We start from the raw sequence: 14,661 nt of genomic DNA on the forward strand, positions 1-14,661 counted from the left end.
TCAGGAGCCTTGAACCATGCCAAAACGTACTGACATAAAAAGTATCCTGATTCTTGGAGCCGGCCCGATTGTTATCGGCCAGGCTTGTGAGTTTGACTATTCCGGAGCACAGGCCTGTAAAGCCCTGCGCGAAGAGGGGTACCGGGTTATTCTGGTGAACTCCAATCCGGCGACCATCATGACCGATCCGGAAATGGCTGATGCAACCTATATTGAGCCTATTCAGTGGGAAGTCGTACGCAAAATTATTGAGAAAGAGCGCCCGGATGCGGTGCTGCCTACCATGGGCGGACAAACTGCTCTGAACTGCGCGCTGGAGCTGGAGCGCAAAGGGGTTCTGGCTGAATTTGGTGTAACCATGATTGGCGCCACTGCGGATGCCATCGATAAAGCGGAAGATCGTCAGCGCTTTGATAAAGCGATGAAAAAGATTGGTCTTGATACCGCGCGTTCCGGTATCGCTCATAATATGGAAGAAGCATACGCGGTTGCTGCCGATGTGGGCTTCCCTTGTATTATCCGCCCGTCTTTCACCATGGGTGGAACCGGTGGTGGTATCGCCTATAACCGTGAAGAGTTTGAAGAGATTTGCGAACGCGGTCTGGATCTTTCTCCGACCAAAGAGTTGCTGATTGATGAGTCGCTGATTGGCTGGAAAGAGTATGAGATGGAAGTGGTTCGGGACAAAAACGATAACTGTATTATCGTCTGTTCTATCGAAAACTTTGATGCCATGGGTATTCACACCGGTGACTCGATTACCGTAGCGCCAGCACAGACGCTGACCGATAAAGAGTATCAGATCATGCGTAATGCCTCGATGGCGGTGCTGCGTGAAATCGGTGTGGAAACCGGCGGTTCAAACGTACAGTTTTCAGTGAATCCTAAGAATGGTCGTCTGATCGTTATTGAAATGAACCCGCGGGTTTCACGTTCTTCAGCGCTGGCTTCTAAAGCAACGGGCTTCCCGATTGCTAAAATTGCTGCCAAGCTGGCGGTTGGCTACACCCTTGATGAGTTGATGAATGATATTACCGGAGGCAGAACCCCGGCATCGTTCGAACCTTCTATTGACTATGTTGTGACAAAAATTCCTCGCTTTAACTTTGAGAAGTTTGCCGGTGCCAATGACCGCCTGACGACTCAAATGAAATCCGTCGGGGAAGTGATGGCCATTGGCCGTACGCAGCAAGAATCACTGCAAAAAGCATTACGCGGTCTGGAAGTCGGCGCCAGTGGATTTGATCCAAAAGTAAGTCTGGATGACCCGGAAGCACTGACCCGAATTCGTCGTGAACTGAAAGAAGCGGGTGCTGAGCGTATCTGGTATGTCGCTGATGCATTCCGTGCCGGCATGTCAGTAGACGGCATTTTTAACCTGACTAACATTGACCGCTGGTTCCTGGTACAAATTGAAGAGCTGGTTCGTTTGGAAGAGCAGGTGGCTGAACGCGGTATCAACGGTCTGGATCATGACTTTATGCGCTTGCTGAAACGTAAAGGTTTTGCCGATGCGCGTCTGGCTAAGCTGGTTGGTTTCTCTGAGGCTGAAGTACGTAAACTGCGTTATAAGCATGGTATTTATCCGGTCTACAAGCGGGTTGATACCTGTGCGGCTGAGTTTGCCACCGATACCGCATATATGTACTCAACCTATGAAGATGAGTGTGAAGCTAATCCAACCAATGACCGGCCAAAAATTATGGTATTGGGCGGTGGCCCTAACCGTATTGGGCAAGGGATTGAGTTTGATTACTGTTGTGTTCATGCTTCGCTGGCACTGCGGGAAGACGGTTATGAAACCATCATGGTTAACTGCAACCCTGAAACGGTTTCAACGGACTACGATACTTCGGATCGTCTCTATTTTGAACCGGTTACGCTGGAAGATGTACTGGAAATCGTGCGCGTAGAGCAACCTGCCGGGGTTATCGTTCAGTATGGTGGCCAAACCCCATTAAAACTGGCGCGTTCATTAGAAGCCGCCGGTGTACCTATTATCGGCACCTCGCCGGATGCCATTGACCGGGCAGAAGACCGCGAACGCTTCCAACAGGCGGTTCATCGTCTGGGCTTGAAACAGCCGGCAAACGCAACGGTATCTGCCATTGAAATGGCGGTAGATAAGGCGGCTGGTATTGGTTATCCGCTGGTGGTTCGTCCTTCTTATGTGTTGGGCGGACGAGCAATGGAAATCGTCTATGACGAAACCGATCTGCGTCGCTACTTCCAGACAGCCGTTAGCGTTTCTAACGATGCGCCAGTGCTACTGGATCGCTTCCTGGATGATGCCATTGAAGTGGATGTTGATGCTATCTGTGATGGTGAACGTGTGCTGATCGGCGGCATTATGGAGCACATCGAACAGGCAGGGGTTCACTCCGGTGATTCGGCCTGTTCATTACCGGCTTACACCTTAAGTCAGGATATTCAGGATGAAATGCGCAGACAGGTTGAAAAGCTGGCATTTGAACTCTGCGTCCGTGGCTTAATGAACGTGCAGTTTGCGGTCAAAGGAAACGATGTTTATCTGATAGAAGTTAACCCTCGTGCCGCTCGTACTGTCCCGTTTGTTTCCAAAGCAACCGGCGTACCACTGGCTAAAGTCGCTGCGCGGGTAATGGCGGGTAAATCATTGTTGGAACAAGGCGTAACCAAAGAAGTTATTCCACCTTACTACTCGGTAAAAGAAGTGGTGCTGCCATTCAATAAATTCCCGGGAGTAGATCCAATTCTGGGGCCAGAAATGCGTTCAACCGGTGAAGTGATGGGCGTTGGCCGCAGCTTTGCTGAAGCGTTTGCTAAGGCGATGTTGGGCAGCAGTCCAAACCGGATCCCGCGTGGTCGGGCACTGTTATCCGTGCGTGAAGGCGATAAAGCCCGGGTGGTTGATTTAGCCGCCAAACTGCTTAAGCAGGGCTTTGATTTGGATGCCACTCACGGTACTGCCGTCGTGTTAGGCGAAGCAGGTATTAATCCACGGCTGGTGAATAAGGTGCACGAAGGTCGTCCGCACATTCAGGACCGGATTAAAAACGGTGAGTATAACTACATTGTCAATACCACTGAAGGGCGTCAGGCCATTGAGGACTCTAAGCTGATTCGCCGTAGTGCACTTCAGTATAAAGTTCACTACGACACCACGCTAAACGGTGGTTTTGCTACTACGATGGCAATGAATGCGGACCCAACGGAAAAAGTGATTTCCGTTCAGGAGATGCATCAGTTGTTGAAGTAGTGAATGGATAATTGGTTTAACTATTCAGCCCTATGTGTATGGGGCTGAATAGATGAGTGGACGAAACTTACACCAGACTAAATCTTCGTTGACCCACATACTGTGGAAATTAGCCTCTTTGATAATCTGCACCTAAACTTTAAAAACCATAATAAACAGTAACTGAGCGTTTGAAGCGGTTTAAAAATCAGTGCTATTCTTACTGGCGCTTTTAATAGCCCGGCAAACGGTAGGGTTTATCCGTTTATTTCCTCTCTATTTCACTCAGGTAAACATAAAGTGGAATTTGATAAAGTCCATCAACGCCAGCGGGAGATCACCCGTTTGTGTATACAGTGCGCGCTGTTATTGTTGCAGCACGGTGCGGAAAGTATGTTGGTAGAGCAGCTTTCTACTCGCCTTGGTAAAGCACTGGGGGTTGATGAAGTAGAAAGTTCTATCTCCGCAAATGCGATTGTGCTGAGTACCATCTATAAAGGCCACTGCCTCACTTCAACCCGTAAGAATGTCGATCGTGGCATAAATATGCATGTGGTAACCGAAGTCCAGCGAATAGTGATACTCACTGAGCACCGTTTACTCGGCATTGATGAGGTAGAAAAACGCTTAAATCACATTAAGCCGTTACGCTATCCACGTTGGTTAATGGTACTGATGGTGGGATTATCCTGCGCCAGCTTCTGTAAACTGGCCGGTGGTGGTTGGGATGCAGTGCTGGCCACGTTGTTAGCCAGTGGTGTGGCCATGTATTCCCGTCAGGTTATCACCTCTTTCCAGATTAACCCGCTAATCAACTTTTTTGCCACCGCCTTTGTGGCAACTACCGTTGCGGGTTGGTTGGTGGACTGGATGGAGATTGACAAAGCGTCAATAGCCATGGCTTCCAGCGTATTGCTATTGGTTCCTGGTTTCCCGCTGATCAACTCGGTGGCGGATATGTTTAAAGGACATATTAATACCGGCATTGCCCGTTGGGTGATGGCCAGTTTGTTAACCCTTTCAACCTGTATCGGGGTTGTGGTAGCAATAACCGTCTGGGGATTTAGGAGCTGGCTATGAACCTGATATTAACGCTTATTGAAAATATGTTTCTGGCAGCTATTCCGGCGGTTGGTTTTGCTCTGGTATTTAATGTACCGGTAAAGGCGCTGAAGTATTGTGCCTTGTTGGGGGCGATAGGGTATGCCTGCCGAACCATATTAATTTATTATCAGTTTCCTCTGGAATGGAGCACATTACTGACCTCTATGCTGATAGGTACTATCGGTATTCGTTGGTCACGACGTTTTCTCGCCCATCCTAAAGTATTTACCGTTGCTGCGGTGATCCCTATGTTCCCCGGTGTTTTTGCCTATAAGGCCATGATTGCGCTGGTAGAGATCTCCCATAAGGGGTATTCTGCCGAACTGTTTGAAACCATGATTACTTATTTTTTAAGGGCTTCATTTATCGTTGGAGCATTGTCCATAGGGCTTTCTTTACCGGCATTGTGGTTGTATCGCCGTAAACCCAGCGTATAAGCGCCCGTTAGCAGGATGTTGTTATGATTATTAGTCTGATTGCCGCCATGGCAGCAAACCGGGTGATTGGTGCAGAGAATACCATGCCCTGGCATCTTCCCGCCGATCTGGCCTGGTTTAAACAAAATACCCTGAATAAACCGATAATTATGGGGCGTAATACCTACCAGTCTATTGGCCGTCCGCTACCAGGCCGGTTGAATATTGTGATCAGCCGACAACCTCAAACCGATGAAAGAGTTACCTGGGTGACTTCACTGGAGCAGGCTATTCAGGCGGCGGGTGAAGTGGAAGAGGTGATGATTATTGGCGGTGGTAGCGTCTATCAGCAGGCATTAGTGCAGGCTGACAGGCTATATCTGACCCATATTGATGCCGAACTGGCGGGAGATACTCATTTTCCTGATTACCAGCAATTGGCATGGCGTCAGGTCTTTTCTCAGCGCCATGAGGCCGATGAGAAGAACCCGCACGCTTATCAGTTCGAAATATTGGAACGACAAAAGTAATGTTTTTCCGACACATCAGAATGATGTGTCGGATCGGTTTTAGCCATCCGCTTCGGTAGTTTTCGCCAAAGAGTCTTGCTGAAAGTATTGTTTATCTTCCCATCTCAGCATGGTGAGTTTGCCTCCCCAGCAGCAGCCGGTATCCAACGCATAAATCCCTTCAGGCGCACCTTTTCCTTCCAGCGAAGCCCAGTGTCCGAAAGCGATTGAGTAATTTTCAGAAACCGGGCCGGAGAGTTCAAACCAGGGTTTTAACGGCGCGGGTGCTTTTTTAGGCACGTCTTTACAGATCATATCCAGACAGCCGTTAGGGTAGCAGTAACGCATGCGGGTTAGCGCATTGGTGGCATAGCGCAATCTGGGTAAGCCTGATAGCTCGTCGTGCCAGCAGTTTGGTAAATCGCCATACATGGAGTCTAAAAACAGCGGATAGCTATCGCTGGAGAGAATGGCTTCAATCTCACGGGCGCAGCGTTTGGCGGTATCGATATCCCACTGAGGCGTGATACCAGCATGTCCCATTACCAACGCTTTTTCTTCGTCTACCTGTAGCACGGGCTGACGACGTAACCAGTTGATTAATTCGTCACAGTCCGGTGCTTCCAGCAATTCGGTCAGGTTATCTTTCGGTTTATTGCGGCTAATACCGGCATAAATCGCCAACAGATGAAGGTCATGGTTGCCCAATACAATGCGGACTGAATCGCCCAGCGATCGAACATAACGGAGAACTTCAAGGGAGTCCGGGCCTCGGGCAACTAAATCGCCCGTTAGCCAGAGAGTATCTGTGGCGGGGTTAAAACTGGCTTGAGCCAGCAAAGCCTGTAGTTCCTGAAAACAACCGTGCACATCACCGACTAAAAGTGTTGCCATAAGCGGGAGCTAACCTTTTTATTATTATTGAATCTTTTTTAGTGAATCAGGGACGGAATCGCCAGGCGGAATACCGGAATCACTATCTGAAATGGTTGCCCCATATGATCGATCATATTGTAGTGGCCTTCCATTGTGCCCAGAGGCGTTTCCAGAATAGCGCCGCTGGTATATTGAAACTCGCTACCTGCCGAAATAATCGGTTGTTCACCAATAACGCCCTCACCCTGAACCTCAGTGTGTTTGCCGTTAGCATTAGTAATGAGCCAATATCGGCTAAGAAGCTGTACCTGCTCCCGGCCCAGGTTGCGAACTGTCATGGTATAAGCAAAAACAAAACGCTCTTCATCCGGCAATGACTGGGCTTCAACATAGAAACTTTGTGCCTGAATAAAAATCCTGGGTTTATCGATCACGGTATTACTCCTGTTCAGCCTCCGGCAGTTTGGTGCCTTTGGTTGATAACCAATTTGCCATTTTGCAATACAGTTCAACAGAGATATTTTCTGCTCGCATATTGAGGTCTAAGCCCAGTTCAGTCAGTTGCTCTGGTGTGAACAGGTGGCCCAGACTATTGCGAATCGTTTTACGCCGTTGATTGAATGCCTCTGTAGTCAGACGACTCAGGATACGGATATCTTCTACAGGATAGGGGATGCTGTCATGCGGAATCAAACGTACTACCGCTGAGTCTACTTTTGGTGCAGGGCGAAATGCCGTTGGTGGCACTTCCAGTACCGGAATGATCCGGCAATAATATTGCGCCATCACACTTAACCGACCGTAGGTTTTGCTATTTTCCCCTGCCACCAACCGGTTAACGACTTCTTTCTGTAACATAAAATGCATGTCACTTATCGCATTAGTATAGCTGAAAAGATGGAACATCAGCGGCGTTGAGATGTTATAGGGCAGGTTACCAAATACTCTTAACGGTTGCCCCATTTCTTTCGCCAGCGCTGCAAAGTCAAAGGTCATAGCATCTTGCTGATAGATAGTCAGCTTATCTTTCAACTTAGGGTTTACTGCCAGACGTGCAGCCAGATCGCGATCCAGCTCGATAACGGTCATGTGCTCTAAACGCTCGGCGACAGGTTCGGTTAATGCCGCCAGGCCCGGGCCAATTTCCAGCATAGCCTGCCCCGGTTGTGGATGAATCGCCGAGACGATGCTGTCGATCACATAGGGATCGCTTAAAAAGTTTTGCCCAAAACGTTTGCGGGCAAAGTGGCCCTGATGAACACGATTATTCATTACGATTATTTATCATTTTAATAGCGAGATTAAGCGCAACGGTAAAACTACCTGAATCGGCAGTACCTGTAGCGGCAAGGTCTAATGCGGTGCCATGGTCGACAGAGGTTCTGATAAAAGGAAGACCCAGTGTGATATTCACTGCCCGGCCGAATCCTTGATATTTCAAAACAGGTAATCCCTGATCGTGGTACATGGCTAATACTGCATCAGCATGTTGTAAATATTTAGGCTGAAATAGGGTATCTGCCGGAAGTGGCCCAATCAGGTTAATTCCCTGTTGGCGCAATTTTTCCAGAGTAGGAGAGATAACATCTATCTCTTCATGACCCATATGGCCGCCTTCACCTGCATGAGGGTTCAGTCCACAAACGTAAATTTGTGGGTGTGGAATACCAAACTGAGTAACCAAATCATGATTCAGAATGGTGATAGTTTCCGTCAAACTCTCGGGTGTAATTGCTTCAGAAACGCGGGATAGCGGTAAATGGGTGGTCACTAAAGCAACGCGTAACTCTTCCGTTGCCAGCATCATTACCACACGCTGCCGATGGCTTCGTTCTGCAAAAAATTCGGTGTGGCCGGTAAAGGCATGTCCGGCATCATTGATAATGCCCTTATGCACCGGGCCGGTAATCAATGCGGCAAATTCACCACTCAGGCAGCCGTCACAGGCGCGAGCCAACGTGTCTATAACGTACTGGCTGTTTTGGACATTAAGCTCTCCTGGAGTAACAGGATGGCTTAATTTAACCGGTAAAATGGTTAGTGTGCCTTTCTCCTGAGGTTGAGGAGATTGTTCTGGCTGGTAAACACGTAATTGCAAAGGCAGCCCAAGGAGGGCTGCCCTTTGTTGGAGCAATTCTGGCGCGGCACAGACTACCAACTCAACGGGCCATTCCCGCTGAGCCAGTTGAACGATTAAGTCAGGCCCCACACCGGCAGGTTCTCCCGGTGTGATCACCACGCGCTGAATATTACTGACCATTATTGCTGGTACTGCTGCTGTTGCTACCGTTCATGATTTTAACGTAAGCACTGGCGCGAATTTCTTGCATCCAGCTAGGTACTTCTTCAGAGAACTTACGGTTGAACAGCATGCGGTAAGCGCGATCTTTCTGAGCAACGTCAGTTTTATCAACCTGACGGGTATCCAACAGTTGGATCAGATGCCAGCCAAATGAAGAGCGAATGGGGGCACTAATCTCATTCTTCTGCAGACGCATCAGAGCATCGCGGAATGCCGGATCAAACACTTCCGGTGAAGACCAGCCCATATCACCACCCTGACGGGCAGAACCGGGATCTTCAGAATATTTGCGTGCCATTTCGGCAAAATCCGCTTTTCCACTGCGGATATCATCAGCAATAGAAGCCAATTGAGCTCTGGCCTGATCGTCTGTTACAACAACCGTCGGGCGAATCAGAATATGGCGAGCATGTACTTCCATAACAGAAATGGATTTCTGCTCACCACGAATATCGTTTACTTTTAAAATGTGGAAGCCGACGCGAGAACGAATTGGCCCAACAATGCCACCTTTTTGGGATGATTGCAGTTCGCTGGCAAAAATGGATGGCAGTTCCTGCATTTTAGCCCAACCCATTTTTCCGCCTCTCAGCGCTTGTGGGTCTGCTGAATAAGTTGCCGCCATTTTGCCGAAATCAGCACCATTTTTTAATTGCTCAACGATGCTTTTTGCTTGTTCATCGGCTTTAGCAACCTGATCCGGGCTTGGGTTTTCACCTAAAGGAATCATGATATGACTCAGGTTCAGTTCAGCGCTGGCATCTAACTGATTAGCCATTTGACCGGCTAAGGCGTCAACTTCCTGAGGTAATACGGTAACCCGACGGCGAACTTCGTTATTACGTACTTCACTCATCAGCATCTCTTTACGGATTTGCTCACGGTAAGTTTTGTAGTTCATTCCTTCGGCAGAAAGACGGCTTTTTAACTGAGCTACGCTCATACGGTTTTGTTGAGCAATATCAGCAATACCTTTATCAAGCTGAGCATCATCAATCTTAATACCCATGCTGGTACCTAACTGACTAATGATGCTATCCATAATCAGTCTTTCAGTAATTTGGCTACGTAGGGTTGCATCATCTGGCAGTTGTTGGCCAGCGCGACGAGCGCCATTCTTTACAGAAGACATCATATTATTGACGTCACTTTCTAAAACAACGCCGTTATTGACGATGGCCGCAACGCGGTCAACGTGTTGTCCTGCAGGTGCAGCAAGTACAGCATGCGAAGCCAATGACATTGAAGTGACTGATGCACAGAGCGCCAGACTTGCGGCAAGCGATCTCCAGTTTTTCATTACTTTTCTCATATAGTCCATCCGCACGGGGCGGTTTATCTTAAAAATAATACCAACGTTTTCACGATGGATATCAGAAAGCCTGTTGATATGGCAAAATTCCGGTACGTAACATTTTGCTTCCGCCTAAGTTGTGGTTGCCACTTAAGCCGCGCAGTTCGATGTTAAAAGATACCTTGTTGTCGTAATCGCTCTGGAAGTCACCCTTCGAGTTCCAGCCAATAATTTTCCGTTCATAGCCAACACCAATTGCCCAACAGCAAGTATTGTACTGAACGCCTATTAGACCATCGGCAGACTGTTTTAGTTTCGTGTCATAGTAATATGCGCCAGTAACAGACCATCTGTCTGCAATTGGCCAGGTTGCGATGCCACCAACTTGTGAAATATCCTGATTATACGCGGTATAACCGTTAGATATATTAGTGGTCATGGCTGACACATACTCTTTGCTGGCATAACGATAGCTAAGCTGAACAACACGCTCGCTGTCTTTACGATATTCTGCTACCGCATTGCCGACAGCGAAAGTATCCAGACGGGTATCATATTGTACGCCACCGCGCAGGCCAAAGTTAGAGTCAATTTTCCAGTAGCTGTCAGCCGCCCAGACTACGCTGCCGGTTTCTTTATTCTCATCTATTTTGTTTGAGTAGTAATCGTCATCACCAGTACGGGATTTCTCGAAGAAATAGATTTGTCCGATTGAGGCGTTAAAACGCTCATTTTGGCGATCGTCATAAACTCGGGTAGTTAAACCGGTGGTTACCTGATTTGCTGAGGCGATACGATCCAGACCACCATAAGTACGATCGCGGAACAGGCCGGTGTAGTCTGACTGTAGTAATGTTGAGTCATACACATAAATATCACTCTGATCCTTATAGGGAACATAGAGATATTGAACCCGTGGTTCCAGCGTCTGAGTAAAGTCCTCCCAGGTATCCATTGGGCGGTCAAATACTACTTTGCCGGAAATTTTGTATTGCGGTAATACCCGATTGACTGAATCTTTCAGATCCGGGGCTCTGGTACCATAATATTTATAGAAGTTATCTGAGAAATCTTGTTCGTAGTGAGTGGCCATCAATTTGAATTCACTATCAATACTTCCCCAGTTATTGGCGATTGGATAGTTAAATGTTGGCTCAAGGTGTGCCCGCACTGCGGTTGGGTTATTTGGGTTCTCACTGGAGAATTTGGATAACTGACCATAAGTATGCAAGTCGAAACCTGCAATGTTGTACAGGTAGTTATTGATATCTATTTGTGGCTCTGCGCGATAGGCGTTAATGTTACCGCCGCTGGCGAAGATCTGGAATTTTTTCATTGCGATAGTCGCATCCCAGTTCTGATTAGCATATCCCACGCTATATTTCTGGGTAGCGTAGCCATCAGTACTGGAACCGTATTCGCTGGTAAAGTCACTTAAATAACGGCTGTCACTGAGCTTGGTATAGTCAATATTGAAACGCCAGTGTTGATCCATTACACCATTGTGATTCCAGTAGAATAACCAACGGTCGGTATTGTCTTCATTTGGGAAATCGGAGGCGTACTGGTCATCGCTTTTCAGCCAGTCAAACTCCATGATACCGGCACCAGGGGAGAGTAAGTAACGGAACTCATTCTGGAACTGCATTCCACGCTGCTCGATATAGTGCGGCGTAATGGTGGCATCGAAGTTTGGTGCAATGTTCCAGTAATACGGCAGGATAAATTCGAAACCGCTGTTGTTACCGTACTTAGCATTTGGTAACAGGAAACCGGAACGACGCTTATTACCGGTAGGTAACTGTAAATAAGGGCTGTAGAACACCGGCACCGGCCCAATCTTAAATCGGGCGTTCCAGATTTCTGCCAGCTCTTCTTCATTGTCATGAATAATTTCGGAACCGACTACGCTCCAGCTATTATCGTCAGGCAGACAGGAGGTGAAGGTACCGTTTTCTAAAATGGCGTAACGGTTGTCTTCCCGCAGTTTCATGGTATCAGCCTGGCCACGCCCCTGGCGTCCAACCATCTGATAGTTGCCCTGATAAAGATCGGTATCTTTGGTATTTAAATTAGACCAGGCTTTTGGGCCGCTAAGTTTGATCATATTGTCATCATACTTAACGTTGCCGGTTGCCGTAACGGTACGGATAGGCTCTGACTGACCTTGCTGTTCTGTCTGGTTGACTTCTGCCTGATCGGCAATCATTAGCCGATTACCCTGCTGAACAATAACGTTGCCGGTAAAAATGGCACTCTCAGGGTAGTTTACCTGACTGTCATCAGATTCAATATTGACCGGTAAAGCGTTCGGATCGCCCGACACCAACGGACGCTCATAAATGGGGATTCCAAGCCGACATTGTTCGGCCAGAGGGTTAGCCAAGGCATTCTGGCTATATAATGCCATCCAAATTGTGGTGGCCAGCAGTGTGGGATAACGTTTTTTCATACGGTTATTCTTGGTATTCCGTTGGTTACGGCTATGTAGGCAGAAGCAAACCCGATGAGATTATCGTACTCGTCTCTGTTACACCAGCGTTAAATCTTACCATCACCGTTAGGTGGTTCAATATTTGGCAGGTATGATAATGCAATTTACGACAGACGGCATTGTCAATTGAGGGTGATATGCAGTATTGGGGAAAAATCCTTGGGGTTATTTTAGGTGTGATATCCGGCGGCGGCTTCTGGGCAATCGTTCTGGGGCTGATAGTTGGCCACATGGTAGACAATGTAAGACGTGCTCGTCGCGGTGGTTTTTTTGCCAATCAGCAGGCGCGTCAGGCGCTATTTTTCCGCACCACCTTTCAGGTGATGGGCCATTTGACCAAATCAAAAGGCCGGGTAACCGAAGTTGATATTCAAAATGCATCGATGATCATGGATCGCATGCAAATACATGGCCCACGTCGCAGCGATGCGCAGCAGGCATTTCGCGAAGGTAAACAGAGTGGTTACCCTTTGCGGGAAAAATTGCGTGAGCTAAAAAGTATCTGTTTTGGTCGTGCCGATTTGATTCGTATGTTCCTGGAGATTCAGTTACAGGCTGCGTTTGCTGACGGAGTACTGCACCCTAATGAACGGCAAGTACTGTATGTTATTGCTGAAGAGTTGGGCATTTCCCGCGTGCAGTTGGATCAATTGCTAAGCATGATAGATAGTGGCCGCCAGTTTGGGCAGTCCGGTGGATGGCAAGGTCAACAAAATAGCGGATATCGTCCTGCATCCGGGCCTACACTGGAAGATGCCTGTAAAGTGTTAGGTGTAAAAACAACCGATGATGCAGCCACCATTAAACGCGCCTATCGCAAATTAATGACAGAACATCACCCTGATAAACTGGTAGCAAAAGGTTTACCGCAAGAGATGATGGAAATGGCTAAACAGAAAGCGCAGGAGATTCAGGGCGCCTATGATTTAATTAAGCGAGAGAAGGGTTTTAAATAATTAATCCCCTTTTTGTGCGATTGGTTGAACATTATCAGTTAAAAAGCGTGGGTAATTAAGCCAAAGCTTGGTATGTTGCAGTACATTATTTTTTCATATATTCATTACCTTGAGTTTTTTCCAATCAAAAGCTCAAGGTAACCGCCAAAACGGTATCAGTTGTCCGGATCTTTGAAACGGAGAGCGTCATCTTTCACACCTATCCGTTTAAAGCCATCCGTTCAAGCTGGAGATAAACCAGAAGTAAAGATTTGCGCAAGTCAGAAATGACTCATCTTAATTGACTGGAGGCTTAGATGTTAATCGTATTCAGCGGGTTACCGGGTGTCGGTAAAACTTCAATAGCCAAAGCACTGACAAAAAAGATGGGCGGCGTTTACCTTAGAATAGACTCCATTGAACAAGCCATTCGTAACGCTGGTGTGCTGCTGAAAGATGTGGGAACCTCCGGGTACGACACCAGCTATCTGTTGGCAAAAGATAATTTGATGTTAGGGCAAACGGTGATTGCGGATTGTGTGAATCCCGTTAGTTGGTCGCGGGATAGCTGGATGCAAGTCGCTTCTGATGCAGACGTTCCCGGTGTGGATATTGAGATTATCTGTAGCGATATCGATGAACACCGTCAGCGGGTCGAATCTCGCCAGAGTGATATTCCTCATCTGGTATTACCCGTTTGGCAGCAGATCGTAGAAAAAGAGTATCAGGAGTGGAGACGTCCGCGCATTGTGGTTGATAGTGCAGGTAAGGATGTCGACGGTTGTGTGGACGAAATTCTGAACCATCTTCAGGTATGTACCTGAAGAGCATCGGGTGCAACAGACTAAAAATCTGGCTCACATTTAAAGTGCATTGGGCCACCGAAAGCCGGGTGATGGATGCATAATTCCTGAGCATGTAGTTGTAGCCGTGAAGCCATTGCCTTAGCCTCCGGGTGAGCATAAAACTTATCACCTAATATTGGATGGCCCATTTCCAGCATATGTACACGTAACTGATGAGAACGCCCGGTAATTGGCATAAGTTTTACCCGTGTGGAGCCATCATCGTCACGGCTGATTACCTGATATTCCGTTTGGGCGCTTTTACCTGTGTCATAACAGACTTTTTGTTTCGGTCGATTTGGCCAGTCGCAAATCAACGGTAAATCAATCAGTCCCTCATCTTTTTCCAGATGTCCCCAGACGCGGGCAATATAGGACTTTTTCGGTTCACGTTCGCGAAATTGCCGCTTTAATTCTCGTTCTGCCGTTTTGTTTAACGCCACTACCATCACACCGCTGGTCGCCATATCCAATCGATGGACGGATTCAGCTGTGGGGAAATCACGTTGAATTCGCGCCATAATACTGTCGTGATGTTCCGGTGCTTTGCCGGGAACGGAGAGCAAGCCACTGGGTTTATTCACCACCATGATATGTTCATCCTGATACAGAATGTATAACCATGGATCTTGTGAAGGATGATAGGCTTCCATCATGTTGAAGAATCTC

At 47.6% G+C, this 14,661-nt stretch carries 13 protein-coding genes; 6 read left to right on the top strand and 7 right to left on the bottom strand.

Features of this window, described 5'->3' with window-relative positions:
- Positions 1-16 precede the first annotated feature (16 nt).
- From carB to folA, 4 genes are all read left to right on the top strand, one after another.
- A complete protein-coding gene (carB, locus tag I2494_RS05895; protein ID WP_218466174.1) occupies positions 17-3,238 on the top strand; it encodes a carbamoyl-phosphate synthase large subunit in 3,222 nt (1,073 codons plus the stop codon).
- Positions 3,239-3,517: 279 nt separating this feature from the next.
- Positions 3,518-4,297, top strand: a complete 780-nt coding sequence (locus I2494_RS05900; RefSeq protein WP_218466175.1) for a threonine/serine exporter family protein — start codon at positions 3,518-3,520, stop codon at positions 4,295-4,297.
- Positions 4,294-4,758, top strand: a complete 465-nt coding sequence (locus I2494_RS05905; protein WP_218466176.1) for a threonine/serine exporter family protein — start codon at positions 4,294-4,296, stop codon at positions 4,756-4,758. Before I2494_RS05900 ends, I2494_RS05905 begins: the two co-directional genes overlap by 4 nt.
- 23 nt (positions 4,759-4,781) lie before the next feature.
- On the top strand, positions 4,782-5,267 hold the full coding sequence (gene folA, locus I2494_RS05910) for a type 3 dihydrofolate reductase (protein WP_218466177.1): 486 nt from the start codon (positions 4,782-4,784) through the stop codon (positions 5,265-5,267).
- Between the two features lie 39 nt (positions 5,268-5,306).
- Here folA and apaH read toward each other — a convergent pair whose 3' ends face one another.
- The 6 genes from apaH to lptD all read right to left on the bottom strand — a co-directional run bounded on the left by apaH (position 5,307) and on the right by lptD (position 12,170).
- A complete protein-coding gene (apaH, locus tag I2494_RS05915) occupies positions 5,307-6,140 on the bottom strand; it encodes a bis(5'-nucleosyl)-tetraphosphatase (symmetrical) ApaH (RefSeq protein WP_218466178.1) in 834 nt (277 codons plus the stop codon).
- A gap of 38 nt (positions 6,141-6,178) precedes the next feature.
- Complete coding sequence (apaG, locus tag I2494_RS05920; protein WP_218466179.1) at positions 6,179-6,556, bottom strand: Co2+/Mg2+ efflux protein ApaG; 378 nt, start codon at positions 6,554-6,556, stop codon at positions 6,179-6,181.
- A gap of 4 nt (positions 6,557-6,560) precedes the next feature.
- Entirely contained in the window at positions 6,561-7,394 is an 834-nt protein-coding gene (gene rsmA / locus I2494_RS05925) for a 16S rRNA (adenine(1518)-N(6)/adenine(1519)-N(6))-dimethyltransferase RsmA (RefSeq protein ID WP_218466180.1), read from the bottom strand.
- Positions 7,387-8,382 (bottom strand): 4-hydroxythreonine-4-phosphate dehydrogenase PdxA, encoded by a 996-nt coding sequence (gene pdxA / locus I2494_RS05930; RefSeq protein WP_218466181.1) that lies wholly within the window; start codon positions 8,380-8,382, stop codon positions 7,387-7,389. Before pdxA ends, rsmA begins: the two co-directional genes overlap by 8 nt.
- The gene (surA, locus tag I2494_RS05935) at positions 8,372-9,736 is read right to left on the bottom strand and encodes a peptidylprolyl isomerase SurA (protein WP_218466182.1); all 1,365 of its coding nucleotides are present in this window, start codon (positions 9,734-9,736) and stop codon (positions 8,372-8,374) included. The genes pdxA and surA overlap by 11 nt, the downstream gene beginning before the upstream one ends.
- 61 nt (positions 9,737-9,797) lie before the next feature.
- On the bottom strand, positions 9,798-12,170 hold the full coding sequence (lptD, locus tag I2494_RS05940; RefSeq protein ID WP_218466183.1) for an LPS assembly protein LptD: 2,373 nt from the start codon (positions 12,168-12,170) through the stop codon (positions 9,798-9,800).
- A 179-nt stretch (positions 12,171-12,349) separates the two neighbouring features.
- On the opposite strand from lptD, the gene djlA reads away from it, so the two are divergent.
- Positions 12,350-13,168 (top strand): co-chaperone DjlA, encoded by an 819-nt coding sequence (gene djlA / locus I2494_RS05945; RefSeq protein WP_218466184.1) that lies wholly within the window; start codon positions 12,350-12,352, stop codon positions 13,166-13,168.
- 296 nt (positions 13,169-13,464) lie between these two features.
- Positions 13,465-13,971 carry an AAA family ATPase gene (locus I2494_RS05950; RefSeq protein WP_218466185.1) on the top strand — a complete coding sequence of 169 codons (507 nt, stop codon included), beginning with the start codon at positions 13,465-13,467 and terminating at the stop codon, positions 13,969-13,971.
- Between the two features lie 20 nt (positions 13,972-13,991).
- Here I2494_RS05950 and rluA read toward each other — a convergent pair whose 3' ends face one another.
- Positions 13,992-14,645 carry a bifunctional tRNA pseudouridine(32) synthase/23S rRNA pseudouridine(746) synthase RluA gene (rluA, locus tag I2494_RS05955; RefSeq protein ID WP_218466490.1) on the bottom strand — a complete coding sequence of 218 codons (654 nt, stop codon included), beginning with the start codon at positions 14,643-14,645 and terminating at the stop codon, positions 13,992-13,994.
- Positions 14,646-14,661 lie beyond the last annotated feature (16 nt).

This window comes from Limnobaculum allomyrinae (assembly GCF_016649425.1).
GTDB classification, from domain to species: domain Bacteria; phylum Pseudomonadota; class Gammaproteobacteria; order Enterobacterales; family Enterobacteriaceae; genus Limnobaculum; species Limnobaculum allomyrinae.

What these genes read in the sequence shown, in the direction of transcription:
- carB (WP_218466174.1), top strand. Translation starts at nt 17, where the DNA reads ATGCCAAAACGTACTGACATAAAAAGTATCCTGATTCTTGGAGCCGGC.
- I2494_RS05905 (WP_218466176.1), top strand. Translation starts at nt 4,294, where the DNA reads ATGAACCTGATATTAACGCTTATTGAAAATATGTTTCTGGCAGCTATT.
- folA (WP_218466177.1), top strand. Translation starts at nt 4,782, where the DNA reads ATGATTATTAGTCTGATTGCCGCCATGGCAGCAAACCGGGTGATTGGT.
- apaH (WP_218466178.1), bottom strand. Translation starts at nt 6,140, where the DNA reads ATGGCAACACTTTTAGTCGGTGATGTGCACGGTTGTTTTCAGGAACTA.
- rsmA (WP_218466180.1), bottom strand. Translation starts at nt 7,394, where the DNA reads ATGAATAATCGTGTTCATCAGGGCCACTTTGCCCGCAAACGTTTTGGG.
- pdxA (WP_218466181.1), bottom strand. Translation starts at nt 8,382, where the DNA reads ATGGTCAGTAATATTCAGCGCGTGGTGATCACACCGGGAGAACCTGCC.
- surA (WP_218466182.1), bottom strand. Translation starts at nt 9,736, where the DNA reads ATGAGAAAAGTAATGAAAAACTGGAGATCGCTTGCCGCAAGTCTGGCG.
- lptD (WP_218466183.1), bottom strand. Translation starts at nt 12,170, where the DNA reads ATGAAAAAACGTTATCCCACACTGCTGGCCACCACAATTTGGATGGCA.
- djlA (WP_218466184.1), top strand. Translation starts at nt 12,350, where the DNA reads ATGCAGTATTGGGGAAAAATCCTTGGGGTTATTTTAGGTGTGATATCC.
- I2494_RS05950 (WP_218466185.1), top strand. Translation starts at nt 13,465, where the DNA reads ATGTTAATCGTATTCAGCGGGTTACCGGGTGTCGGTAAAACTTCAATA.
- rluA (WP_218466490.1), bottom strand. Translation starts at nt 14,645, where the DNA reads ATGGAAGCCTATCATCCTTCACAAGATCCATGGTTATACATTCTGTAT.